General features: G+C 43.4%; 20 protein-coding genes and 1 other RNA gene. All 21 read left to right on the top strand.

Annotation, left to right across the window (positions count from 1 at the left end; all coding sequences use genetic code 11):
• Positions 1 to 22 precede the first annotated feature (22 nt).
• The 21 genes from MP3633_RS07510 to secA all read left to right on the top strand — a co-directional run bounded on the left by MP3633_RS07510 (position 23) and on the right by secA (position 24,724).
• Entirely contained in the window at positions 23 to 1,321 is a 1,299-nt protein-coding gene (locus MP3633_RS07510) for an adenylosuccinate synthase (RefSeq protein WP_112141696.1), read from the top strand.
• A 211-nt stretch (positions 1,322 to 1,532) separates the two neighbouring features.
• The gene (locus MP3633_RS07515) at positions 1,533 to 2,222 is read left to right on the top strand and encodes a response regulator transcription factor (RefSeq protein ID WP_112139465.1); all 690 of its coding nucleotides are present in this window, start codon (positions 1,533 to 1,535) and stop codon (positions 2,220 to 2,222) included.
• Between the two features lie 15 nt (positions 2,223 to 2,237).
• Positions 2,238 to 3,545 (top strand): HAMP domain-containing sensor histidine kinase, encoded by a 1,308-nt coding sequence (locus tag MP3633_RS07520; protein WP_176335089.1) that lies wholly within the window; start codon positions 2,238 to 2,240, stop codon positions 3,543 to 3,545.
• Positions 3,546 to 3,622: 77 nt separating this feature from the next.
• Positions 3,623 to 3,971, top strand: an RNA gene (rnpB, locus tag MP3633_RS07525) — RNase P RNA component class A.
• A 262-nt stretch (positions 3,972 to 4,233) separates the two neighbouring features.
• Entirely contained in the window at positions 4,234 to 4,689 is a 456-nt protein-coding gene (mraZ, locus tag MP3633_RS07530) for a division/cell wall cluster transcriptional repressor MraZ (RefSeq protein WP_176336765.1), read from the top strand.
• Complete coding sequence (gene rsmH, locus MP3633_RS07535) at positions 4,686 to 5,624, top strand: 16S rRNA (cytosine(1402)-N(4))-methyltransferase RsmH (RefSeq protein ID WP_176335090.1); 939 nt, start codon at positions 4,686 to 4,688, stop codon at positions 5,622 to 5,624. Before mraZ ends, rsmH begins: the two co-directional genes overlap by 4 nt.
• Positions 5,617 to 5,895, top strand: coding sequence for a cell division protein FtsL (gene ftsL, locus MP3633_RS07540; protein WP_176335091.1), 279 nt, complete (start codon positions 5,617 to 5,619; stop codon positions 5,893 to 5,895). Before rsmH ends, ftsL begins: the two co-directional genes overlap by 8 nt.
• Positions 5,892 to 7,655 carry a peptidoglycan D,D-transpeptidase FtsI family protein gene (locus tag MP3633_RS07545; protein WP_176335092.1) on the top strand — a complete coding sequence of 588 codons (1,764 nt, stop codon included), beginning with the start codon at positions 5,892 to 5,894 and terminating at the stop codon, positions 7,653 to 7,655. The genes ftsL and MP3633_RS07545 overlap by 4 nt, the downstream gene beginning before the upstream one ends.
• Positions 7,656 to 9,122 carry a UDP-N-acetylmuramoyl-L-alanyl-D-glutamate--2,6-diaminopimelate ligase gene (locus MP3633_RS07550; RefSeq protein ID WP_176335093.1) on the top strand — a complete coding sequence of 489 codons (1,467 nt, stop codon included), beginning with the start codon at positions 7,656 to 7,658 and terminating at the stop codon, positions 9,120 to 9,122. It abuts the gene before it with no gap.
• Complete coding sequence (locus MP3633_RS07555; protein ID WP_176335094.1) at positions 9,112 to 10,458, top strand: UDP-N-acetylmuramoyl-tripeptide--D-alanyl-D-alanine ligase; 1,347 nt, start codon at positions 9,112 to 9,114, stop codon at positions 10,456 to 10,458. The genes MP3633_RS07550 and MP3633_RS07555 overlap by 11 nt, the downstream gene beginning before the upstream one ends.
• A 14-nt stretch (positions 10,459 to 10,472) precedes the next feature.
• A complete protein-coding gene (gene mraY, locus MP3633_RS07560) occupies positions 10,473 to 11,555 on the top strand; it encodes a phospho-N-acetylmuramoyl-pentapeptide-transferase (RefSeq protein WP_176335095.1) in 1,083 nt (360 codons plus the stop codon).
• Between the two features lie 9 nt (positions 11,556 to 11,564).
• Positions 11,565 to 12,914: a UDP-N-acetylmuramoyl-L-alanine--D-glutamate ligase gene (murD, locus tag MP3633_RS07565; RefSeq protein WP_176335096.1), complete on the top strand. Its 1,350-nt coding sequence runs from the start codon at positions 11,565 to 11,567 to the stop codon at positions 12,912 to 12,914.
• The gene (ftsW, locus tag MP3633_RS07570) at positions 12,911 to 14,110 is read left to right on the top strand and encodes a putative lipid II flippase FtsW (protein ID WP_176335097.1); all 1,200 of its coding nucleotides are present in this window, start codon (positions 12,911 to 12,913) and stop codon (positions 14,108 to 14,110) included. Before murD ends, ftsW begins: the two co-directional genes overlap by 4 nt.
• On the top strand, positions 14,107 to 15,180 hold the full coding sequence (gene murG, locus MP3633_RS07575; RefSeq protein ID WP_176335098.1) for an undecaprenyldiphospho-muramoylpentapeptide beta-N-acetylglucosaminyltransferase: 1,074 nt from the start codon (positions 14,107 to 14,109) through the stop codon (positions 15,178 to 15,180). The genes ftsW and murG overlap by 4 nt, the downstream gene beginning before the upstream one ends.
• Positions 15,177 to 16,598 carry a UDP-N-acetylmuramate--L-alanine ligase gene (gene murC, locus MP3633_RS07580; RefSeq protein ID WP_176335099.1) on the top strand — a complete coding sequence of 474 codons (1,422 nt, stop codon included), beginning with the start codon at positions 15,177 to 15,179 and terminating at the stop codon, positions 16,596 to 16,598. The genes murG and murC overlap by 4 nt, the downstream gene beginning before the upstream one ends.
• A 1-nt stretch (position 16,599) precedes the next feature.
• Positions 16,600 to 17,553: a D-alanine--D-alanine ligase gene (locus tag MP3633_RS07585; protein WP_176335100.1), complete on the top strand. Its 954-nt coding sequence runs from the start codon at positions 16,600 to 16,602 to the stop codon at positions 17,551 to 17,553.
• A 9-nt stretch (positions 17,554 to 17,562) separates the two neighbouring features.
• Positions 17,563 to 18,237, top strand: coding sequence for a cell division protein FtsQ/DivIB (locus tag MP3633_RS07590; RefSeq protein ID WP_244959903.1), 675 nt, complete (start codon positions 17,563 to 17,565; stop codon positions 18,235 to 18,237).
• Between the two features lie 75 nt (positions 18,238 to 18,312).
• On the top strand, positions 18,313 to 19,584 hold the full coding sequence (ftsA, locus tag MP3633_RS07595; RefSeq protein WP_112139441.1) for a cell division protein FtsA: 1,272 nt from the start codon (positions 18,313 to 18,315) through the stop codon (positions 19,582 to 19,584).
• Positions 19,585 to 19,623: 39 nt separating this feature from the next.
• Positions 19,624 to 20,853, top strand: coding sequence for a cell division protein FtsZ (gene ftsZ / locus MP3633_RS07600; protein ID WP_112139439.1), 1,230 nt, complete (start codon positions 19,624 to 19,626; stop codon positions 20,851 to 20,853).
• Positions 20,854 to 20,959: 106 nt separating this feature from the next.
• Entirely contained in the window at positions 20,960 to 21,877 is a 918-nt protein-coding gene (lpxC, locus tag MP3633_RS07605) for a UDP-3-O-acyl-N-acetylglucosamine deacetylase (protein WP_112139437.1), read from the top strand.
• Positions 21,878 to 22,021: 144 nt separating this feature from the next.
• Complete coding sequence (gene secA / locus MP3633_RS07610) at positions 22,022 to 24,724, top strand: preprotein translocase subunit SecA (RefSeq protein ID WP_176335102.1); 2,703 nt, start codon at positions 22,022 to 22,024, stop codon at positions 24,722 to 24,724.
• Positions 24,725 to 24,726 lie beyond the last annotated feature (2 nt).

The following is a 24,726-nucleotide window of genomic DNA, read 5'->3' on the forward strand; positions in this document are numbered from 1 at the left end:
TATCTAAATGAGACCTGAAATTATGGGTAAAAATGTTGTTATTCTAGGCACTCAATGGGGTGATGAAGGTAAAGGTAAGGTTGTAGACCTACTTACTGAAGATGTAGCTGCTGTTGTGCGTTTTCAAGGTGGTCATAATGCAGGCCACACCTTGGTTATTGATGGTAAGAAGACGGTTTTGCACTTGATACCTTCTGGTATTTTGCGTGAAGGCGTTCAATGTATCATTGGTAATGGTGTGGTGTTGTCCCCAGCGGCGTTGAAAACGGAAGTGCTTGAGCTTTTGGAGCAAGGTGTTCCTGCTGTAGATCGTTTGAAAATTAGTGCGGCATGCCCTTTGATTCTTCCTTATCATATTGCGATTGATCAGGCTCGCGAGCTTGCCAAAGGCGAGAAAAAAATTGGAACAACGGGTCGTGGTATTGGGCCTGCGTATGAAGATAAGGTAGCGCGTCGTGCTATACGTGTTGGAGACCTATTGGATTCTGAGCGTTTTGCTACCAAGCTTAAAGAAGTGCTTGAATATTATAATTTCGTGCTAACTCAATACCATAAAGTGGATCCGATTTCCTTTGATGAGGTTTATGCGGAAGGCTTGGAGATGGCTGAGTTTCTACGTCCGATGGTGGCTGACACTATTACTTTGCTGCATGACTTGCGTAAAGCGGGTGCGAACATCATGTTTGAAGGTGCTCAGGGTTCATTGTTGGATGTTGATCACGGTACTTACCCATACGTTACGTCATCTAATACGACGGCGGGTGGTGCACCTGCAGGTACTGGTTTTGGTCCATTGTATCTAGATTATGTTCTTGGTATTACGAAAGCCTACACCACTCGTGTTGGTTCTGGCCCTTTTCCTACGGAATTGTTTGATGAAGACGGTGAGCGTTTAGGTGTGCGTGGTCATGAGTTTGGCGCGACTACTGGTCGTTCGCGTCGTTGTGGTTGGTTTGATGCCGTGGCTTTACGTCATGCTGTTCAGATTAACTCAGTCTCCGGTATTTGTTTGACTAAGCTTGATGTGTTGGATGGTTCTTCTGTCATCAAAATTTGCGTGTCTTATGCAAATGCAGATGGTACACCCGTTGCTGGTTGTTTAGTTGACAGTGAAGGTTACGAGAATGCCACGCCAGTTTATGTAGAAATGCCTGGCTGGACTGAATCTACTGTTGGTGCTCCAAGCTTCGACGCTTTACCAGCAAATGCTCAGGCTTACATTCGCTTTTTAGAAGAGCAAGTTGGTGTTCCAGTTGATATTATCTCTACTGGACCAGACCGTAATGAGACAATTGTAATTCGCGATCCTTTTAAACAGTAGGGTTGGTATTGTAGGTTTCGTTTTTTTAAAAAAAGTCGCATTTTGCGACTTTTTTTGTTTTTCTGGGTAGCTAAGTTCATCATATTAGTATTCTTTGTAAATAGAGTGAAAAGAGGGGAAGGTGTTTGTCTGGCGCTAAGGTAATATTTACAATTGAATTTATGGCAATGTAACTGCCTGCTAAACAATGAAAAAATAAGAGGGAATATTTATGGTTAAGTTATTGCTTGCTGATGATGATGCTCGTTTATCGGATTTGATTAAAGAATACTTTGACGGTGAGGGTTACGAGGTAGCGCATGCTTGGAATGGTCGTGAGGCATTAGAGCTTATGGCTGCGGATATGCCAGATATTATTATTCTCGATGTCATGATGCCAGAATTGGATGGCTTTGAGACTTTAAAGCAGATTCGTAATAAAAGTGCGGTTCCCGTTATTATGCTGACAGCAAAAGGGGATGATATTGACCGTATACTTGGGCTAGAAATGGGGGCGGATGACTATTTGTCTAAACCTTTTAATCCGCGAGAGTTATTGGCTCGAATTAAAGCGATTTTGCGCAGAGCGAGTCAGGAGCGTGAAGGTGATCCAACGGCTGACATAGAGCTTTCTGGCGTGTTGTTGCGTCGAAAAGATCGTACGGTTTATTTGGAGGGCGAGCTGGTTGAGCTAACGACGTCTGAGTACACCTTACTAGAATGCATGTTAATGGCGCCTGGGCAAGTGTTGACTAAGCAGGAACTTTCAGAAAAAGCACTTGGTCGTAAGTTGACTATGTATGACCGTAGTTTGGATATGCATATCAGCAATTTACGCAAAAAAATTGGCAATTTAGAAAGCGGAGATCCTCGAATCAAGACAGTGCGTGGTGTAGGTTATATCTTTGTGTCAAATGAGTAAGGTGCTTAGTTTTTTATGAAAAATACTTTTCTGCGTGTGTTTCTGGTGGTGCTGCTGTCCAATATTATTGTGGTTAGTATCGGTTTAGGGATGGTTCAGTTAATCCAGAAGCGCAACCAAGTATCAGCTGATTTACTGGGTGATGTTGGTGTTCAGTTGGTGGCTGGATATGAAAAGTTTGGTATTACTTCACTGCAAGAAGAGACAAAAAAAGCGGAGAAGAGACTGTCTGGCACTATTTATCTATATCAAGAAAATGGTCGGCCTCTTCTTAAGTCGTTGCCTCGTAATTTTAGGGAGCAGAACACCCCTAGTGTGACCAGTCGGCCTGCTGCCGATTTTCTGCACAGCCAATTTATTCAAGTGATTGGTGGAGATAATGTTCAATATCTGCTGATTTTCAAACCGAACCCCGAGATCGATTCGCTAGCACCTGGCGCTGTGGTGGGTTTTTCTTTGCTTGGTTTACTAGTGTCTAGTGGTGTATTAGCTTACTGGTTGTTAGGCCCTTTGTTGAAGTTACAGAGAGTTGCTAGGTCTTTCGGGCAAGGAGATATGACGGCGAGGGTTGAAAATAAATTAGCCCGAAGAAATGACGCAGTTGGTAAATTGGCGCGAGAGTTTAATGAAATGGCGGTTAGAATAGAAACGCTTCTTTCGTCTAAAGAGCGTTTAATGAGGGATGTGTCTCATGAGCTAAGGACTCCGCTAGCAAGGATTGAGGTGGCGCTAACTATTGCGGAGGATAAGTACGGCATTGAATCCCAAAAAGGCTATTTGTGTCGTATTCGTACAGAGCTTCATGAGCTTGATGAGTTGATTGGTCAGGTGCTTACTTTGAGTCGACTAGAAGCTGCCTCTCTTATAAAAGAAGAGATGAATTTGCAGGAATGGCTTGGGGAAATTGTTGATGACGTAAGTTTTGAAAGTCAGCTCAAGGGGATTTCCGTTTCTAAGTCTGGTCGTGTGCCAAAAACCATATTGGGCGACCCTCTTCAGTTGCGGCACGCTATCGAGAATGTTTTACGTAATGCTTGTTTTTATTCGGGCGGTGGCGGCGTTATTGAAGTAGAAACGCAAGAAAAATCTGGATTTGCCTTTATCTATGTTCGTGATAATGGTCCCGGCGTGTCTGATGATAAGTTAGAGAAGATATTCCATGCTTTTTATCGTTCTTCTGAAGCAAGGGGGGCGAATAGTGGCGGCTTTGGTGTTGGTCTTACGATTTCCCAGCGTATTATTCGTGCACATAAAGGTCAGATAACGGCTCGTAATCGGGAGGAAGGAGGTTTGGAAGTGTGCTTTCAGTTACCGTTGGCTTGATGTTTCTGTGTCTTATTTATTTTCACTCTTGAAAAAGCCCTTGTTATTGTTTGTTTAGGTAAGTAATATGCGCCTCGCAAGTTGGCTAGGCAGTCGCCGCTCAATTTATTGGGGGGAGGAAAGTCCGGGCTTCGCAGGGTAAAGTGCCAGGTAACGCCTGGGGGGCGTGAGCCTACGGAAAGTGCAGCAGAAAATACACCGCCTAAGCAGTTTACTGCCGGTAAGGTTGAAATGGTGCGGTAAGAGCGCACCGCGCGACTGGCAACAGCTCGTGGCAAGGTAAACCCCACTTGAAGCAAGACCAAATAGGAACTCTTTGGCGTGACCCGCGCTGAGTTCGGGTAGGTTGCTAAAGACGTGCAGTGATGTACGTATTAGATGAATGACTGTCCACGACAGAACCCGGCTTATCGGCCAACTTGCATTTTCCTTTCTTTGTTAACTTCTCATGTAAAACAAAATACCTAAAGGGTTTCAGTATTCTTGGCCTTTTTTGCGTGTGAGTTTTCTCATATCGTTATTATTTCAGTTTTTCTGAACTCCTTATGTTGCTGATCGAATACCGCTTATATGAGCGGTTTTTTTGTGCCTGTTTTTCTGTTTTTTTATCATTAATCAATATTTTTTTACTATTTTAGAAAAAAAGTGTTAAATTGTGGGATAAAGTGTCGATAAGTGGGATATGAGTGTGTTCAGAGGGATTCATCAAGTCAGTGTGGATGTGAAGGGGCGAATGTCGCTTCCAGCACGCTTGCGCGATGATCTTGCTCAATATGACGAAGATGGTGTGGTTGTCACCATAGATCCTGTTTCTCGATGCTTGTTGTTGTATCCCTTGTCTGAATGGGAATTGATCCAGCAAAAATTAGACAAGTTGCCTTCTTTTCAGCCGCAGGCTAGACGTCTTCAGCGCCTTTTAGTAGGGCATGCTACCGATTTAGAGGTTGATAAAGCGGGTCGGATTTTATTACCTGCACCGTTACGCGAGTTTGCTCGTTTAGATAAAAAATTAACCATTCTTGGTCAAGGCAAAAAACTAGAAATTTGGAGCCAGGAAGAATGGGAGGCTCAGCGCGAAGATTATTTGTCCCAAGATGCGCTTGAGGACCTACAAACTGAAACCATGATGGATATTTCTTTATGACAAAGACGATGGCAGAACACATAAGCGTCATGCTCGATGAATCCGTCGATATGCTGGTAACCGACAAGAATGGCCTTTACGTAGATGGAACCTTTGGTCGTGGCGGGCACACTCGTTTGGTTTTAGAGCGATTAGAAGCAGGTCGCCTGCTTGGTTTTGATAAAGATCCTGTGGCGATTCGGCATGGTGAACTGTTACAGCAAGAAGATTCACGATTTTCGATTGTCCAAGACAGTTTTGCCAATATGGCTACGCATATTTCAGACGTATTTGGTGTCGATAAAGTGGATGGCGTAATGATGGATTTGGGTGTTTCATCTCCTCAGATCGATGATGCTGAGCGTGGTTTTAGCTTTATGAACGATGGTCCACTTGATATGCGGATGAATCCAGATAAGGGTATTAGTGCTGCTCAATGGGTTGCGACCGTCAGAGAAAAAGACATGGCTGATGTCATGTATCAGTATGGCGAAGAGCGATTCTCTCGTCGCATTGCAAAAGCTATTTGTGAATACCGCTCTCATACGCCAATTCTAACAACACTCCAACTGTCAAAAATTATTGCTGAAGCAAACCCTGCTTGGGAAAAAGGAAAAAATCCTGCTACTCGGGCATTTCAAGGTATTCGAATTTACATTAATAACGAGCTTGGTGATTTAGAAATTGGGCTTGAAGCCGCGACGAAAGCGTTGAAAGTGGGCGGTCGATTGGCGGTTATCAGTTTTCATTCTCTTGAAGACCGTATTGTTAAGCGGTTTATGAAGTTGCAAGCGAAAGGGCCTGAGTTGCCAAGACATTTACCAATTCGCAATGCACATCTTGATATTAAGTTTAAGACGGTAGGTAAAGCGATTAAGCCGTCTCTATCTGAAGTGAGTGAGAATGTGCGATCTCGTAGTGCTGTGCTACGGGTTTTGGAGCGCGTAAGTGATTAAGGCGAATGTTGCACCGGTGGTATTTGCTATCGGTGTTTTGATATTGGCCATGGTGTCAATCGCTGTTGTCACACAGGTTTACGATTTTAGAAAGAGCTTCTCTTATCTTCAAACGCTGAGGCAGGATGAAGTGGATTATGAAGTGAAATGGGGGCAGTTGCTGCTTGAACAGAGTGCGCTAACTCAACCCAGTCGCTTGGAACAGGCGGCGATAAAGGATTTAAAAATGCACACCCCCTCTCAGGATGAATTGATAATAGTGAAGCCATGAATATTGAAAATCGTGTCCACACCCCAGGAAAATGGCGCTTTAGATTTGTGTACGGCATTGCTTTGCTGTTGTTTCTTGTCGCTGGCGGACGACTGTTCTATTTAACAGTTGTAGATAAAGCTTTTTTGCAGAATCAAGGCGAAATTCGAGCAGTAAGAACGGAGTCTATACCTGCTACCCGAGGGATGATTTTGGATAGGCGTGGGGAGCCGCTGGCTGTTAGTACACCAACTTGGACTATTATAGCTAACCCTAAAGCGTTATGGAAAATCCAACGAGATCCTTCTTTAAATATTGGGCCTGAACAAGAAATTAAACGCCTTGCGGGGGTTATGGGTGTTGGTCGAGCGTGGCTGCAAGAAAAGTTCGAGGCTAATGAAAGTCGTTCTTTTATGTATTTGAAACGCCAAATCCCGCCTAATGAAGCCGATGCTATTATGGCAGCGAATGTTGTTGGTGTGAGTAAAACCAAAGAGTATAAGCGTTATTATCCAGCCGCTGAAGTCGCTTCACATGTTGTTGGTTTTACCAATATCGATGATAAAGGACAAGAGGGTATTGAACTTGCCTACGATCAAGCACTAGAAGGCCAACCTGGGCGACGTAGTTATGTGAAAGATCTCAGAGGGAATATTATTCGTGGTGTTGGTGTGGAAGAGGCCGAGCATCCAGGTGAAAATATTGAGTTAAGTATAGATCTTAGGCTGCAATACTTAGCGTATCGAGAGCTAAAGGCGGCGGTTACCGAGCATAGAGCTACGTCGGCGTCGGCGGTTATCCTAGACGTTAAAACGGGTGAAATTCTGGCGATGGTCAATCAGCCATCGTATAACCCAAATGATCGTTCTAAATTAGAATATGAAGAGCTGCGTAATCGAGCAGTGATTGATTTGTTTGAGCCAGGCTCAACAATGAAGCCTTTTACTATTTCTGCTGCACTCATGTCTGGGCAATATACGACCGAGACAACAATTGATACGTCACCTGGTTATTTGCGCTTTGGTCGTTTTACCATTCGTGATGCAGCTAATTATGGTGTGATTGATTTTGAAAAACTACTGATTAAGTCGAGCAATGTGGGGGCATCAAAAATAGCCTTATCACTTCCTCAAGATGCAATATGGAACATGGATTATGAGCTCGGTATAGGGTCACAAGTCGGTATTGGTTTTCCTGGAGAAGCTTCCGGTGTTCTTCCGTCGCACCCTAAATGGCACCCGTCAGAAATTGCGACGTTAGCCTATGGTTATGGTTTGTCTGTCTCAACTCTACAACTGGCGCAAGCGTACATGACATTAGCTAATGGCGGTTATCGCGTTCCTGTGACAATTTTTAAACAAGACATTCCCGCTGATGGTAAACAGGTTATTCCGCATAAAATCGCTCAAGATGTCATTAAAATGATGGAGAGCGTTGTTCAGCGAGGTTCTGGTAAGGCAGCTCAAATTCCTGGTTATCGAGTTGCGGGCAAAACGGGGACAGTTCATAAAGTAGGTTCTAAAGGTTATGAATACGATCAATATATTGCTTTGTTTGCCGGTGTGGCGCCTGCTTCTAACCCTAGATTAGCAATGGTGGTGATGATTAATGATCCCAAGGGCCGTGAATACTACGGTGGTGAAGTAGCAGCACCTGTCTTCTCGCGTGTAATGGAGGGAGCGTTAACGACACTGAATATTTACCCTGATCTACCTGAGGGTCTTAGAGAAGTTCGATTAGAGCCTAAAAAGGTTCCTTATCAAGTGGTGCAGGGTGGCTAGATGGCACAACTGACTCATATTCAATTACTAAATTTGGCGGGCTATTCTTCAGGGAGTAGCTCGCATTCTGCTATATATACTCATGTAGAAACGGACGGTCGAAAAGCAGACCCTCAGTGTGTTTTTTTCGCTTTACCGGGGGTTGCGACAAATGGCTGGGACTATTTGGACAGTGTGATTTCATTAGGTTGTAAAGTGGCCGTTGTTCCAACAGGGTTGTGTTTGAAGCGCGATGATATTGAGCTTATCTCTGTTGATAATCCGACTGAACTTTTAGTGGCTTGCTTGCATAGTTATTTTGGACATATGCCGAAACATATTGTCGCTGTCACTGGAACCAATGGTAAGTCATCGATTTGTTATTACATTGCTCAGTTGGCGCAGTTTATTGGTTTGAATAGTGGTTTAGTGGGAACGTTTGGTATCGGTCCATTAAACGATTTGTCGGAAGCCAAGCAGACGACTCCAGATATATTATCCTTGCACCTTACGTTAATGGCGATGGCTGGCTCTGGTGTAGGTCTTGTTGCATTTGAGGCATCTTCTCATGCACTGGATCAGGGACGCGTTGATGGCGTGCCTTTCCAGACGGCTGTATTTTCCAATCTTTCACGTGATCATCTTGATTACCATGGCGATATGACGGCTTATGCGTCGGCAAAGCAGCGTTTGTTTGCGTTTAAAAGTGTGTCAAATTCTATATTTTGTCTCGATGATAGTTATGCGCATTTTATGGCGGAAGCGGCAGAGGGTTCAAGTTGTCATTATTATAGTGAGCAAAATTCAAGAGCGGATTTTTATGTTAAAAATTTGATATTAGAACCTTCAGGGTGTCGCTTTATTTTGTGTCACCCTGAAGGTGAAGGTGTCGTTTTTTTACCATTGTTAGGGCGTTTTAATGTTCAGAATGCGTTGGCTGCATTAGCAAGTATGTGGAGTATTGCAGATGATAAAAGTGCGTTAGTAAGGGGGTTGTCTGCTTTACGTGGTGCACCTGGCCGTATGGATAAGGTGCAAGAGCTTAATGCGCCACTTATTGTTGTGGATTTTGCTCATACATCAGAGGCGTTAAAAGTCGCTTTGCAGGCATTGAAAGAGCACTGCAGTGGTCGCTTGATTTGTGTTTTTGGTTGTGGCGGTGATAGGGATCGAGGTAAGCGGCCTTTAATGATGGCTGCGGCTCTGCAAAATGCTGACTATGTATGGTTGACGTCGGATAACCCACGAACAGAATCAATAGAGCAAATTTTTCTGGATGCTTTAGCGCAAACATATGATGATGAGTTGTTTAGTGTAGAGCCGGATCGTCGTGTTGCCATCGCTAATGCTATTTTATCAGCGACACCAAATGATGTGGTTCTTATTGCTGGTAAAGGTCATGAGTCTTACCAAGATATTCAGGGTATAAAACATCATTTTGACGATAAAGAAGAGGCGCTGAAAGCGGTGAAATCTTATGTTAATTAATCTTGCTCTTTCGGATATCGCGCTGGCTTGCGGTGGAGAGTTGATCGGTTCAGATCATACTGTTAGTGCGGTTGTGACGGATACGCGAAAAATAGTCAGTGGTTGTGTCTTTATTGCCTTAAGAGGCGAGCGTTTTGATGGGCATGATTATGTAGCACAAGCGGTTCGGGATGGCGCTGTTGGTGTGGTCTCTGAACAAGCTCTTGATGTGCCTGCGTATGTAAAAGTTCTTAATACAACATTGGCTTACGGTGCTATTGCTCGTCTTATTAGAGAGGCGTTTAAAGGGCCTGTTGTCTGTATTACAGGAAGTAATGGTAAAACAACTGTAAAGGATTGGCTGGCGCAGTCATTGGCGGGTAGAAGTGTGTTAAAAACACGCGCCAATTTAAATAATCAGATAGGTTTACCGCAAACATTGCTAGAGCTGGAAGCGCATCATGATGTTGCCGTGATTGAGGCAGGCACCAGTTTCTCAGGTGAAATAGCGCTATTGGCGAAGATTGCGGTGCCTGATGTTGTCATATTGACTAATGCAAATGGCAGCCATTTTGAAGGGTTAGGTAGTCTTGAGGGTATTGCAAAAGAAAAAGGCGAACTGATTTCAGGTTCTTCACCTGAGGCGGCGATTATTCTTAATTCGGATGACGTTTATTTTGATTATTGGTGTGGCTTGGCTGCGGGTCGTACAATTTATTCGTTTGGCTTTACTAAAGCGGCAAGCCTTTATGCTTCTGATGTTAGCTTAAGTGCAGAGTTTAGTGAGGTGACATTCCATTATCATGGCGAAGTATTGCCTGTTTTTATTGCAGGGGCGGGTCTGCACCAAATAGCGAATGGTATGGCTGTGGTTTTGGCTATGTTAGTAATAGGAATAGATTTTAAATTCGCGGTTGGTGCGTTGGCGACACCTGTGCTTGTTTCGGGCCGACTAGAGCGCCTTGAAACAAAAAATGGAGCTCTATTAATTAATGATTGTTACAATGCCAGCCCAACGTCTGTTGAGGCGGCTATTGATGTTCTTGCAATGCAATTAGTTGATGAGACATGGTTGATTTTAGGTGCTTTGGGTGAACTCGGAGATCAACAAGATGAGATTCACCGCGGACTAGGGCTATATGCTAAGAACAAAGGTATATCGTGTTTGATTTGTGTCGGACCCATAGCCGCTGTTGCCGGTATCGCCTTTAGAAGTAAGGGCGGTAACGCTATATTTTGTAATACACATAATGAGGCGGCGACGGTAGTTCGCCAACTCGATAAAAAGCATGCCATTTTAGTGAAGGGTTCTCGTTCGGCTAAAATGGAAAATGTCATTGAAGCATTAAATAATTAGGATATTCCTTACCAATGTTACTTCTGCTAACGGCTTATTTAAGTAAATACCATACATTTTTTACAGTATTCAACTACTTGTCGCTTCGCGCCATTTTGGGTGTTCTTACCGCGCTGGCCATTTCGCTTTTGATTGGTAATAAAGTGATTCGCTTGTTGCAGCGTCTGCAAATTGGTCAGTCGGTTCGTAGTGATGGCCCTCAGACTCATTTAGCAAAAGCAGGTACACCTACGATGGGTGGAGCGCTAATTATTTTTTCAATCACCGTCAGTACCCTTCTATGGGGAGATCTACGTAACCAATATGTATGGGTCGTTTTGTTGGTTATGTTGGCATTTGGCGTTGTGGGTTGGGTAGATGATTATAGGAAAGTGGTTGAGAAAAATCCGCGCGGTCTTCCAGGTCGATGGAAATATTTTTGGCAAAGTATATTTGGTTTGGCGGCCGCATTTTATTTGTACTACACCGCCAGTACGCCAGCAGAAACCGCATTGATTGTGCCTTTATTTAAGGACGTTGCTATTCCTTTGGGCGTGTTTTTTATTGTACTAACGTATTTCGTTATTGTTGGTACAAGTAATGCGGTTAATTTAACCGATGGTCTGGATGGTTTGGCTATTTTACCGACCGTTTTGGTTGGTGGTGCGCTGGGAGTGTTTGCTTATCTTACCGGGAATATCCGCTTTGCTGATTATCTATTAATCCCTTATGTGCATGGTTCTGGGGAGTTGCTTGTTTTTTGTGCCGCATTGGCTGGGGCGGGGTTAGGCTTCTTGTGGTTTAACACGTATCCTGCACAAATATTCATGGGGGATGTTGGTTCATTGGCTTTAGGTGCTGCGTTGGGCACTATTGCCGTCATCGTTCGTCAAGAGCTGGTACTGTTTATTATGGGCGGCGTTTTTGTGATGGAGACGGTGTCTGTTATTTTACAGGTTGCTTCTTATAAGTTAACAAAGCGCAGGATATTTAGAATGGCGCCAATTCATCATCATTTCGAGTTAAAAGGCTGGGCTGAACCTAAAGTAATTGTTCGTTTTTGGATTATTACTGTGTGTCTTGTTTTAGTAGGCTTAGCCACCTTAAAAGTACGTTAGGAGTTTTGCATGTCGTTAATCGGGTCAGACCGGGTAAGAGCCGTTGTAGGCTTGGGTGCGACAGGCTTGTCTTGCGTACGTTTCTTAGCCAGTAAAGGTGTTGATTTTTATGTGGTGGATTCTCGCGAAAATCCCCCAGGGTTAGAGCAGGCAAAAGAGTATTGTCCTAAAGATCGTATTTTTACGGGTGATCTAGCAGTACTTGAAACACTTGGTGTTACTGAACTGTATGTTAGTCCAGGGATTGCATTGCGCACGCCAGTGTTAGCGCGCTTAGCTGCTCGTGGTGTACTCATGCGCGGTGATATTGATTTATTTCGTGATTATGTGGATGCCCCTTTTGTTGCTATCACGGGGTCTAATGCAAAGAGCACGGTAACAACGTTAGTCGCTTTGTTGCTTCAGGCTTGCGGTAAAAATACCAAGGCCGGTGGTAATTTAGGGCCGCCTGCCTTAGATCTTCTTTCTCCTAATACGGATTTTTATGTGCTTGAGCTATCTAGCTTTCAGCTTGAGACGACTCATTCACTTCAAGCTGATTTAGCGTGTCTTCTCAATGTGTCTGAAGATCATATGGATCGATATGATGATCTTTATGAATATCAGCGTGTAAAGCAAAGAGTCTATCGTGGTTGTAAAGCGGCTGTTTGTAATAAGCAAGATATCCTGACGGCACCACTATTGGCGGATACAACCCCTGTTCGAGCGTTTACGACGAAAAGTCCTGATTTAAAAGAGTTTGGTATGCTTAAAGATGGCGATGGAGCATGGTTGTGTCGCGGTGTTGAGCGACTTTATCATACGTCTCAAATTGCCCTAAAAGGTTCGCATAATCACGCTAATGTACTGGCAGCGCTGGCAATGCTTGAGCTGTTAGGGGTGGATGTTATGTCGAATGCGGTTGGGGATGTGCTGAAAGAATTCGGCGGCTTGCCTCACCGTTGTGAGACGGTTCGAACCCTTCATAGTGTTACGTATATTAATGATTCAAAAGGCACTAATGTGGGCGCTACATTGGCGGCGCTTCAAGGTTTAGGTTCGGTGGTAAGAAAGAATATTCTTCTTATTGCTGGGGGAGATGGCAAGGGCGCTGACTTTAGCCCTTTAACAAAATCGGTAACTGATTTTGTGAGAGTCGTTTATTTGTTTGGTAAGGATGCTGACCGTATCGCCGAGGTGATGTTGCCAGGTACTGAGGTTAAACGTTTTGATTCTTTGGATCAGATTGTATCAAGTATCTCTCAAGATGCTAAAGAGGGTGAGATCGTTTTGTTTTCACCCGCTTGCGCGAGTTTGGATATGTACAAAAGCTACGAAGTGCGAGGTGAGCATTTTGCTCGTTTGGTTGCTGAGTTATGACATGGTTTAAAGTGTTTGATCGGGTGTCTCTTCAGGAGTTTGCCCGGATTGATACTCTTTTTGTTGCCTCTGTTATCTCTATCTTGGCGCTGGGGATGGTGATGGTGTCAAGTGCGTCTATTTCTATTTCAGAAAGCCTTCATGGTCACCCTTATTTCTTTATGGGTCGGCAGGCTTTTTATCTTGTCTTAGGTTTAATCTCAGGTTTTCTATTGTTGTCATTACCAACCAGTCAGCTACAAAAATGGGGGATTCTGATGATGGGGTTGTCGTTGATTTTGCTGATTCTAGTGCTGGTTCCGGGCATTGGAAAAAGTGTAAACGGCAGCCGTCGGTGGATTAATTTAGTGGTATTTAACCTTCAGGCTTCGGAAGTGGCGAAGGTTTGCATGGTGGTTTATGTCTCCGGCTATTTGGTACGCAGAGCTGATCGAGTGAGAGAAGGTTGGGTGGGTTTCGTACTCCCTCTTTGTCTTTGTAGCGTTTTTTTGTTGTTTTTGCTTTTTGAGCCGGATTTTGGTGCTTCTGTTGTTTTGCTTGGCACGGTGATGGTGTTGCTTTTTTTAGGTGGCGCTCCTTTATATCAATTTTTGCTTTTGATGATTGCTGCGGTTGCTATGTTAGGGGTTGTGGCTATTTCGGAAAGCTATCGATTAAAGCGTTTGATGAATTTTATCGACCCGTGGGCTGACCCTTTTAATGAGGGCTATCAGTTGAGCCAGGCTTTGATTGCTTATGGTCGTGGGGAGTGGTTTGGCTTGGGTTTGGGTAACAGTGTGCAGAAACTGTCTTATTTACCCGAGGCTCATACCGATTTTGTATTTTCTATTTGGGTCGAAGAAACCGGAATGTTTGGCGGTTTGTTGCTGATTGTTTTGTTTGCCCTAATGGTTGGTCGGGCGTTTAAAATCGGTCATGACGCTATGGCGTTGTCTCGTCCGTTTGCTGCTTATATGTGTTTCGGTTTTTCTATTCTTATTTTGGCTCAGGTCATCATCAATATTGGTGTTAATACGGGCTTTTTGCCGACCAAAGGGCTGACACTTCCTTTGATTAGTTATGGTGGCAGTAGCTTGATCATCACACTGGCGAGTTTATTTGTTATTGCGCGAGTCGATGTTGAAAATCGACGCGCTGAAAGTGATTGCGATTCTATAGGATCGGCTGAAGTGAAAGTTAAAGAGAGCGACAAATGAGCGATGTTAAAAAAATTATCATAATGGCAGGCGGTACGGGGGGGCACATCTATCCTGCGCTGGCCTGTGCTCAGGCTTTTAAAGATAAAGGAATGGATGTCCAATGGCTGGGCTCAAAAGGTGGCATGGAAGAAGCGCTTGTCGCTGATTATGATATTGCTTTGCATTCTTTGTCGATAAAAGGTGTTAGAGGAAAAGGGGTGTTGGGTCTATTAGTTGCGCCTTTTAGAGTTTTGCATGCCATTGGTCAGGCAATCGCAGTGTTACAGAAAGTTAAACCTGACGTTGTTTTGGGGATGGGTGGTTTTGTTGCTGGCCCCGGTGGTGTAGCTGCTCGAATTTTAGGTATTCCTCTGGCGATACATGAACAAAATGCCATTGCCGGTACGACCAATAAGCTGCTTTCTAAAGTTGCCAGTCTTAAGTTGCAGGCTTTTGATGGAGCAATTCCAAACGCCATTAGTGTAGGTAATCCCATTCGAAGTGATATTTTAGAGCAGCACGTTCGCATGCCGAGAAATGGCGTAGCGCGACCATTACGTTTACTTGTTGTTGGCGGGAGTTTGGGGGCGAAAGCGATTAATGATGTTATCCCTCAAGTTTTGTTAAACTGGCCTTCTACTCAACGCTTGGATGTTTGGCATCAAACTGGGTTGCGTAATTTTGACGTGGTCTCTGAACAGTATAAAATTGCGAAGGTTGAGGCTCGGGTAGAAGCTTATCTTGAGAATATGGATCAGGCTTATTACTGGGCGGATGTTGTCTTGTGCCGTGCTGGGGCGATGACGGTGAGTGAGTTGGCGATAGCTGGGCTCCCTTCAATTTTAGTGCCTTACCCGCACGCCATAGATGATCACCAAACTGCCAATGCGCGATATTTAGAGCAAGTAGGGGCCGCCTATTTGTTACCACAGGCTCAGCTGACCTGTGAAAAAATTATCTCATTGCTTTCTAAATTTGTAGAAAGTGAAGATACATTATTAAAGATGGGCGAGCAGGCGAAGCTCGTTGCTCGTCCAAATGCGACGCAAGACGTCGTTGCATGCTGTTTAAGGTTGATAAAAACATGATTGATAATAAAGTTCAGTACGATATTCCTACTATGCGTCGTATTCAAAATATCCATTTTATTGGCATCGGCGGTGTTGGTATGTGTGGCATCGCAGAGGTATTGCATAATCAAGGGTATCGCGTGTCTGGGTCGGACCTTAAGTCTTCTTCTACAATAGAGCGTTTGGAGGAGTTAGGCATAAAGGTGTATTTGGGGCATTTAGAAGAAAACGTATATGACGCTCATGTCATTGTTGTTTCAACGGCAATTAATGTTGAAAACCCAGAGATAATTTGGGGTAAAGAGCATCGTATTCCAATCGTTCGCAGAGCGGAAATGCTTGCAGAGTTAATGCGTTACCGTCACGGCATAGCGGTGGCTGGTACGCATGGGAAAACAACGACAACCAGTTTGATGGCGTCAATATTGGCCGCGACAGGTGAAGCTCCAACGTTTGTGATTGGAGGGCGTTTAACCAGTGCTGGCGCAAATGCGCAATTGGGTGTCAGTGCGTATCTGGTTGCCGAAGCGGATGAGAGTGATGCTTCTTTTCTTCATTTACAGCCACAAACGGTCATCGTGACAAATATCGATCAGGATCATATGGATACCTATGATGGTGATTTTGAAAAAGTTAAGCATGCTTTTGTTGAGTTTGTTCATAATTTACCTTTTTACGGCTTGGCTGTGATGTGTGTGGATGATGAAAATGTTCGAGAAATTCTGCCGTTGTTAAGTCGTCCTGTTTTGACGTACGGTATTGAGCAAGAAGCAGATTTTTACGCGACGAACATCGTACAAACGGGGCGCCATTGTGAATTCTTGGCGCATCGTCCTGAGGGTGAGCCGTTGAAGATCCGTTTGCCAATGCCGGGCCGCCATAATGTGCTTAATGCACTTTCAACGATTGCCGTTGCGACTGACTTGGGTGTGGATGCAACGGCTATTCAGGCTGGTCTTATGGGGTTTGAAGGAGTGGGGCGTCGTTTTCAAGAGCAGAAACCATTAAAACTTCCTAATGGCTCAAATGTGATGTTTGTTGATGATTATGGCCATCATCCAAGTGAAGTGTTGGCTACGATCAAAGCAATTCGAGCCGGTTGGCCTGAGAAGCGTTTAGTGATGGTTTATCAGCCACATCGTTACACTCGAACTCGTGATCTTTATGAAGATTTTGTAAGAGTACTATCCCAAGTTGATGTTTTGCTGTTGCTGGATGTTTATTCGGCAGGTGAAACGCTAATTAACGGCGCAGATAGTCGTTCTTTGTGTGGCAGTATTCGTCAGCGCGGTAATGTTGATCCAATTCATGTTGGTAGTGAAACAGATTTGCGCTCTATTTTAAGTAATGTTTTACGTGAAGGTGACTTACTTATTACGCAAGGTGCTGGTGATATTGGTACGGTATCTAAGAATTTATCAGTGAGCGGGATTTAATATGTTCAAGACACTAAAAGAATCCGTGATTGCGGTGATTTATGGTGGCCGTTCAGCAGAGCGTGAAGTATCGCTGCAAAGCGGGCCTTTAGTTGCAGAAGGACTTCGTTCTAAAGGTTTTCAAGTGGTAGAGCTTGATCTTTACGGTCCTAATGCTGAGTTAGATCCAATTGTTCAATTGCAAGCGATTGAGTTTGATCTTGCTTTCATTGCGTTACATGGCGGTGAAGGTGAAGATGGCCGAGTTCAGGCTTTGCTTGAAATGATGGGTAAATCTTATACAGGCAGTTCACCTTTGGCTTGTGGTCTTGCGATGGATAAAGTTTTAACTAAGCGATTTTGGCATGGTATTGGAATACCCACGCCAGCTTATTTATCTTTTGTGGATTATGCGGATGCGGATGTCGTTGAAGAGCAGATGTCTTACCCAATGATTATTAAGCCTTCTAGAGAAGGTTCTACCATTGGGATTAATAAGGCGATGAATCGAGCGGAACTTGATGAGGCGCTTTTAAAGGCTCTTGAATATGACTCTGATATATTGGTTGAAGAATTTGTAGATGGACCAGAGTTTACGATTACGGTTATCGACGATGTGGCTTATCCGCCTATAGGGCTAAAGCCTGCACCTAACCATAAACTTTATGACTATGAGGCGAAGTACGTAGCGGATGATACGGAATATCTGTTGCCTTGCGGTTTAAATGAAGATGATGAGAATGAGCTGCAAATGTTGGCACTTGATGCTTATCGTTCGTTAGGTTGTTCTGGTTGGGGGCGTGTTGATGTAATGCGTGACTCTGCTGGAGTGTTTTGGGTGTTAGAAGTAAATACTGCGCCAGGCATGACATCCCATAGCTTAGTGCCTATGGCGGCTAATTATGTTGGGATTGACTATGCTTCACTTGTGGAGAAGATTGCGCAAAATGCTTGGGGTGAAGTCGAGCGTGATTGATTTATGAGGATGGCAGCGTTAATCGGGGCTGTCTTGTTAGTATTAGTCGCCTCTTTTCAAAGCAATGATTCGCCTGATACTTGGTTTGCTATTCAAAAAATCGAGATAAAAGGCGATTTTAAATATGCAGTAGAAGATGATTTGCAGGCAGATTTTTCTTCTTTACTTGGGCAGAGTCTTTTGGGTGTTTCTCTATCCGACTCATTGGTCGTTGTTTTGTCATCGGAATGGGTGGCAAGTGCAGAAATTCGTAAAGTTTGGCCAAATACATTGCAGGTCCTTGTTCATGAATATACCCCTCTTGCATACTGGGGGGATCGGCAATTGATATCCACTTCTGCGGTAGTGATTACGCCGCGTGAGGTCCCTGAGTTGCCGCTTACAAAGCTGTACGGTCCTGAAGATTCGAGTGATGTGGTTCTTGAGCAGTTTGGCTTAGTAAGTCAGGTGCTTGCATTTACGTCTCTGCGTGTTGCTACTCTCACATTAGAGCCAAGAGGTGCTTGGAGTATTGTTTTCACCAATGGCGTCAAGGTTAAGCTTGGTAGAGAAGAGATTTTAGAGAGATTACAGCGCTTTATAGCGGTGTATAAAAGTGATTTATCGGGTAGAATAGACCAAATAACATCAGTCGATGCGCGCTATCCACATGGGGTGGCAGTGGGTTGGAAAAAAAATAAATGATATTGGCCTGTTTGTTGCTTTTTTAAACAGCAATAAGGGTTATGTCATAACAACACGTAATGCCGGGATGGTGAAATGATAGTCGGTTTGGATGTAGGCACATCGAAAGTTATCTGCTTAGTTGGTGAGGTTCTGGCTGACGGTAGTTTGGAAATTGTCGGTATAGGCTCTCATAGCTCAAAAGGAATGAAGCGCGGCGTTGTTATAAATATAGAATCAACGGTTCAGTCCATTCAACGTGCAGTTGAAGAGGCTGAATTGATGGCCGGTTGTAATATACATTCTGTCTATGTCAGTGTGGCTGGTAGTCACATTCGCAGCTTAAATTCTCATGGTATTGTCGCTGTTAAAAATGGCGAAGTGCAGAAAGAAGATATTGATCGAGTTATCGATGCTGCACAAGCGGTACCGATATCTTCTGATCAGCGAGTACTTCATATTTTGCCTCAGGAATACCATATAGACTCTCAAGAAGGTATTAAAGACCCTCTTGGTATGTCTGGAGTTCGACTTGAAGCAAATGTGCATTTGATTTCTGGTGCTGTGAACGCCGTAATGAATGTAGAGAAGTGCATCAAACGTTGTGGTCTAGGTGTGGATGGCGTCATTTTATCTCAGCTTGCTTCTAGTGAGTCATCGTTGAGTGAAGATGAAAAAGATTTAGGTGTTTGTCTGATTGATATTGGTGCAGGGACGTCTGATATTGCTGTATGGATTGATGGTGCCTTACATCATACTGCCGTGGTTCCTGTGGCTGGCGATCAGGTAACAAATGATATTTCGATGGCTTTGCGTACACCAACTCAACATGCTGAAGAGATTAAAGTGAAATATGCTTGTGCGATGTCTTCAATGGCATCTACAGATCAGGTTTTGCAAGTGCCGAGTGTTGGTGATCGTCAACCAAGATCGATAACTCGTCATGCTTTGACAGAGGTTGTTGAAGCTAGATATGAAGAAATTTACAGCTTAATTCTGGATGAATTAAGACGCAGTGGTTATGCGGAGCGTATCCCTGCAGGTATTGTAATTACTGGAGGTACGTCGCTTATGGAAGGTGCGGCGGAGTTGGCAGAGAAGGTATTTCAGATGCCAGTTCGATTATCTTTACCAGATTGTACTAAAGGAATGTCTGACATTGTCGATAACCCTATATATTCAACAAGTGTTGGATTATTGGTTTATGGTAGTAAAGAGGCTGAAGTAACCGAAATCTCGAAACGGATGATGTCTAAGACGCAAACTAAACGAGAATCATCAGTTCTGGCTCCTAAAGAAATCGGGCCATCCTTCAGTGCAACGAAGGCGTGGCAGAAATTAAAACACTGGTTTCAAAGTTATATATAGTCAGAATTGATAGTGAATTTATTGAGGAGCAATAAGCCCATGAATGTCTTTGATTTAGCTGAAGATAATTTATCAGATAATGCTGTAATTAAAGTTATAGGTGTTGGCGGCGGAGGCGGGAATGCTGTCCGTCATATGCTTGAAAACCGATTAGAAGGTGTTGAGTTTATATGTGCCAATACTGACTCTAAAGCGTTGATAGGATTCGAGACAGGGGTTTCTTTGCAGCTTGGCTCAACCATTACTAAAGGGTTGGGTGCCGGAGCAAATCCAGAAGTAGGGCGAGATTCAGCCTTAGAGGATCAAGAAAAAATCACCCAGCTACTTACTGGTGCGGACATGGTTTTTATCACGGCTGGTATGGGTGGTGGAACAGGTACGGGTGCTGCACCTGTTATCGCAAAAGTGGCTCGTGAATTAGGTATTTTGACGGTCGCTGTTGTTACTAAGCCTTTTCCATTTGAAGGTCGTCGTCGCGCTAGAGTGGCTGAAGAGGGTGTCAGAGAGTTGCGTGAAAATGTCGACTCATTAATAACTGTCCCTAATGAGCGCCTTTTGCCTGTATTAGGCAAAAATATTACATTATTGAAAGCGTTTGGCGAAGCGAATAACGTTTTGTTTAATGCGGTTCAGGGTATTACAGATCTTATTATGCGCCCAGGTTTGATCAACGTCGATTTTGCAGATGTGAGAACGGTCATGTCTGAAATGGGTATGGCGATGATGGGTACAGGATCTGCGTCTGGCGAAGATAGAGCAAGGGTAGCGGCTGAGGCTGCAATACATAACCCATTATTAGAAGATATCAACCTTAGAGGCGCACGAGGTGTGCTGGTAAATATCACAGCTAACGAGGAAGTTGGCTTGTCTGAATTTACCGAGGTTGGTGGCATTATAGAAGAATATGCATCGGAAGATGCTACCGTCGTGATTGGTTGTGCAATTGATCCTAGTGTAGGTGATGAAATGCGAGTCACGGTGGTTGCAACTGGTTTAGAGGGTCGATCTGCAGTTGAAATGAAGTCTGCTGTAGGTGAATCTGTTGTCTCTCAACCAGTTATGGCTAAGGTAGAGCAAGTTGTTGAAAGTAGTGATTCAAAAATGACTGTTGCTCAATCTGTGCCAAAGCCTTCACAGAAGACGAAGGTGGACATGGTAGAGAAAAACTTGGATGAAAAGAATGGGTCTGCTGACTCAGGCTCTATTTCAAGTGGCGATAAATTATCGTATTTGGACATTCCAGCGTTTTTGCGTCGTCAAGCTGATTAGTTTGAGTAAGAAAGATGCAATGTAAGTGCATTGGATTGTATAAAAAATGTGTTATTGATACTATTTTGTAAAGATTAGTGTCTAGTCATAAAAATGTAGGAATAAAATGGTACGCCAACACACACTAAAAAACATTATTCGAGCAACTGGAGTGGGTTTACACTCTGGCGAAAAAGTGTATTTGACACTAAAACCTGCACCTGTGAACACAGGTATTGTATTTGTTCGTACAGACCTGGATCCAGTTGTTGAGATTCATGGTGATGCACGAGCGGTTGGGTCAACAAATTTTGCTACGGCTTTATGTCAGGGTGATGTGAAGGTAAGTACCGTAGAGCATTTGTTATCTGCAATGGCTGGTTTGGGTGTGGATAATGCTTATGTAGAAGTGAGTGCTAGTGAAATTCCGCTTATGGATGGAAGTGCTAGTCCTTTTGTTTTTCTTCTTCAGTCGGCTGGTCTTGAAGCTCAAAATGCACCTAAAAAATTCATTCGAGTTAAAAAGCCTATTCGAGTTGATGAAGGTGATAAATTTGCTTCTCTTGAACCGCATTCAGGCTTTCGCTTGTCTTTCACTATAGACTTTCAGCATCCAGCTATTGGTGAAGATGTTCAAAGTACATCATTTGATTTTTCGACGACAACTTTTGTAAAAGAAATTAGTCGTGCTAGAACATTTGGTTTCATGAAAGACCTTGAATACTTTAAGAATAACAACCTTGCTCGCGGTGCAAATATGGAGAACGCTATTGTTCTTGATGATTACCGTGTGTTGAATGATGAAGGGTTGCGTTACCGAGATGAATTGGTGCGTCATAAAATTTTGGATGCGATCGGAGATCTTTATCTTCTTGGTCATAGTTTGATTGGAGAATATAAAGCGTATAAATCTGGGCATGCGTTAAATAATAAACTTTTGTTGGCTTTGCTTGAGCATCAGGATGCTTGGGAATATGTTGTTTATGAAGATGCAGCACAAACAACACCAATCTCCTATGTTGAGCCGGCTTTTGTTGGTGCGTAATAACTGATTAATTCTTGATCGTATTTTGAAAAGCCAGGCTATATGCCTGGCTTTTTTTGCATTTAGGTCCTTGATATTTCATGTTTTGTCACACATTACCGTGGTAGACTCTATTTATTACTAATTGGCTACGTTGAGTTCAAGATGTTAGGAACTGTAATTAAAAAAATTGTCGGTACAAAGAATGACCGAGAAGTGAAACGATATAAAAAAGTCGTTACACAGATAAATCAACTTGAAGAATCCCTTCAAAAACTCTCGGATGATGACTTATCTGCAAAAACCAGTGAGTTTCGAGACCGTCTTGATAAAGGGGAATCGCTTGACTCCATTTTGTCCGAAGCGTTTGCGGTAGTCCGTGAAGGCAGTCGTCGTGTAATGGGGATGCGCCATTTTGACGTTCAGCTTATCGGCGGCATGGTATTGAATGAAGGCAAAATTGCAGAAATGCGTACTGGTGAGGGTAAGACGCTGGTTGCCACACTTGCTGTTTATTTAAATGCACTGTCTTCAAAAGGTGTTCACGTTGTTACTGTGAATGATTACCTTGCTAAGCGTGATGCTAACTGGATGCGACCTCTCTATGAATTCTTAGATATGAGTGTTGGTGTCGTTTTCTCGGGTCAAGATAGAGATGAGAAAAAAGCATCCTATTTATGCGATATTACCTATGGAACCAATAACGAATTTGGTTTTGATTATCTTCGCGATAATATGGTTTTTCGTTTAGAGGATCGTGTGCAGCGTGATTTAAACTTCTCTGTTGTGGATGAGGTTGATTCTATTCTCATAGATGAAGCGAGAACGCCTCTTATCATATCTGGTGCGGTTGAAGATAGTTCTGAGCAGTATCGTAAAATTAATATGCTTGCTCCTCTTCTTGTTAAACAAGAGGAGAGCGAAAGTGAAGAGCCTACAGGGCATTATATTTTTGACGAATCGCAACGAAGCATTGAACTGACTGAAGATGGCCACTCCTTTGTTGAGGGTTGGTTGGTAGAGCAAGGTTTGCTTGGTGAAGGTGAAAGCCTTTATGCTGCAGGCAACCTTTCTCTATTACACCATGTTCATGCTTGTTTGAAAGCGCATGTTATCTTTAAGAAAGATATAGATTACGTTATTCAGGATGACCAAGTTGTTATTGTTGATGAGCACACTGGCCGAACTATGGCTGGTCGTCGTTGGTCTGAAGGTATTCATCAAGCTGTAGAAGCAAAAGAAGGGATGACGATTCAGGCAGAAAGCCAAACCTTAGCCTCTACTACCTTCCAGAATTATTTTCGTTTATATGAAAAGCTTTCTGGCATGACAGGGACTGCGGATACGGAGGCGTTTGAATTTCAGCAAATCTACGGATTAACCGTTATTGTTATTCCGACGAATCGTCAGGTTCAGCGTAAAGATTTTAATGATCTGATTTACATGTCAACAGAAGACAAGTTCGAAGCAATTGTGTTGGACATTGAAGAGATAGTCAAAGAGGGTCGCCCTGTATTGGTTGGCACCGCGTCTATTGAATATTCTGAGCTGTTGTCGAATTATCTTCTTAAAAAGAATGTTAAACATAATGTTCTTAATGCTAAACAGCATGAGCGTGAAGCTCAGACTGTTGCTGATGCAGGTCGCCCTGGTGCTGTCACTATTGCTACAAATATGGCTGGTCGTGGTACGGATATTGTTCTGGGTGGTAATTTACAAGTTGAGTTGGCTCAACTAGGCGATGGTGCTAGTCAAGATAGTATTGATGCTCTGAAAGCCGATTGGAAGTTGCGTAACGAGTCTGTTCTGGCTGCGGGTGGTTTGCATATTATTGGTACTGAGCGCCATGAATCTCGTCGTATTGATAACCAATTGCGTGGGCGTGCTGGTCGTCAGGGTGATGTAGGGTCCTCTCGCTTTTATTTGTCATTAGAAGATAACTTAATGCGAATTTTTATGTCTGATCGCATTAAAAAAATGATGATGGCGCTTGGGATGGAGAAAGGCGAAGCTATCGAGCACAAGATGGTTTCAAATGCGATTGAAAAAGCTCAGCGAAAAGTTGAGGGTCGTAACTTTGATATTCGTAAGCAGTTGCTAGAGTATGATGATGTAGCAAATGATCAGCGTCAGGTTATTTATCGTCAACGTTTTGAAATGATGGTCTCTGATGATTTATCTGACGCTATTTCTGCTATGAGAGAAGTGGTTGTTACAGGGCTCGTTGATGAATTTATACCGCCGCAAAGTATCTTCGATATGTGGGATCTTGAAGGATTAGAGGAGAAGGCTCGTAATGAATTCGGTCTTACGCTTCCAGTCTCTAAATGGGTTGAAGAAGATAAAAAGCTTTATGAAGAGCCGCTTCGTCAAAAAATACTTGATAGTTTTATTGATGATTATAAAGCGAAAGAAGCTATTGCTGGTGTCCAGCCTTTCAGGGCTTTTGAGAAACAGGTCCTTTTACAGGTTCTAGATACGCTTTGGAAAGAGCATCTCCAGACGATGGATATGCTTAGGCAGGGCATTCACTTGCGTGGCTATGCACAAAAAAATCCTAAGCAGGAGTATAAGCGAGAAGCCTTTGAGTTATTTCAGGGCTTGTTAGAGCAAATAAAATTTGAAGTGATTCAAATTGTAACGCGCGTAAAGGTTCAGTCTGCGGAAGAAGCTGAAAAAATTGAAGAGTCTCGTAGGCAGCAAGATGAAAAAACGACAGTGAGCATGGTTCATGATTCTTTGAACTCCCTGTCTGATACACCTTCTGAGTCTAATACTGCTCAAGAGCAACCTAAGGTAGGGCGTAACGAGCCTTGCCCGTGTGGCTCTGGTAAAAAATATAAACAATGTCACGGTAGTTTGATTTAACT

It is taken from the genome of Marinomonas primoryensis, assembly GCF_013372285.1.
Lineage (GTDB): Bacteria > Pseudomonadota > Gammaproteobacteria > Pseudomonadales > Marinomonadaceae > Marinomonas > Marinomonas primoryensis.

Bases quoted from the DNA above. Each gene is read 5' to 3' on its own strand.
- mraY (WP_176335095.1), top strand. From the start codon at position 10,473: ATGTTACTTCTGCTAACGGCTTATTTAAGTAAATACCATACATTTTTT.
- MP3633_RS07510 (WP_112141696.1), top strand. From the start codon at position 23: ATGGGTAAAAATGTTGTTATTCTAGGCACTCAATGGGGTGATGAAGGT.
- ftsZ (WP_112139439.1), top strand. From the start codon at position 19,624: ATGAATGTCTTTGATTTAGCTGAAGATAATTTATCAGATAATGCTGTA.
- MP3633_RS07515 (WP_112139465.1), top strand. From the start codon at position 1,533: ATGGTTAAGTTATTGCTTGCTGATGATGATGCTCGTTTATCGGATTTG.
- MP3633_RS07585 (WP_176335100.1), top strand. From the start codon at position 16,600: ATGTTCAAGACACTAAAAGAATCCGTGATTGCGGTGATTTATGGTGGC.
- rsmH (WP_176335090.1), top strand. From the start codon at position 4,686: ATGACAAAGACGATGGCAGAACACATAAGCGTCATGCTCGATGAATCC.
- lpxC (WP_112139437.1), top strand. From the start codon at position 20,960: ATGGTACGCCAACACACACTAAAAAACATTATTCGAGCAACTGGAGTG.
- secA (WP_176335102.1), top strand. From the start codon at position 22,022: ATGTTAGGAACTGTAATTAAAAAAATTGTCGGTACAAAGAATGACCGA.
- murD (WP_176335096.1), top strand. From the start codon at position 11,565: ATGTCGTTAATCGGGTCAGACCGGGTAAGAGCCGTTGTAGGCTTGGGT.
- MP3633_RS07545 (WP_176335092.1), top strand. From the start codon at position 5,892: ATGAATATTGAAAATCGTGTCCACACCCCAGGAAAATGGCGCTTTAGA.
- murG (WP_176335098.1), top strand. From the start codon at position 14,107: ATGAGCGATGTTAAAAAAATTATCATAATGGCAGGCGGTACGGGGGGG.
- MP3633_RS07550 (WP_176335093.1), top strand. From the start codon at position 7,656: ATGGCACAACTGACTCATATTCAATTACTAAATTTGGCGGGCTATTCT.
- murC (WP_176335099.1), top strand. From the start codon at position 15,177: ATGATTGATAATAAAGTTCAGTACGATATTCCTACTATGCGTCGTATT.
- MP3633_RS07520 (WP_176335089.1), top strand. From the start codon at position 2,238: ATGAAAAATACTTTTCTGCGTGTGTTTCTGGTGGTGCTGCTGTCCAAT.
- MP3633_RS07555 (WP_176335094.1), top strand. From the start codon at position 9,112: ATGTTAATTAATCTTGCTCTTTCGGATATCGCGCTGGCTTGCGGTGGA.
- ftsW (WP_176335097.1), top strand. From the start codon at position 12,911: ATGACATGGTTTAAAGTGTTTGATCGGGTGTCTCTTCAGGAGTTTGCC.
- MP3633_RS07590 (WP_244959903.1), top strand. From the start codon at position 17,563: ATGGCAGCGTTAATCGGGGCTGTCTTGTTAGTATTAGTCGCCTCTTTT.
- ftsA (WP_112139441.1), top strand. From the start codon at position 18,313: ATGATAGTCGGTTTGGATGTAGGCACATCGAAAGTTATCTGCTTAGTT.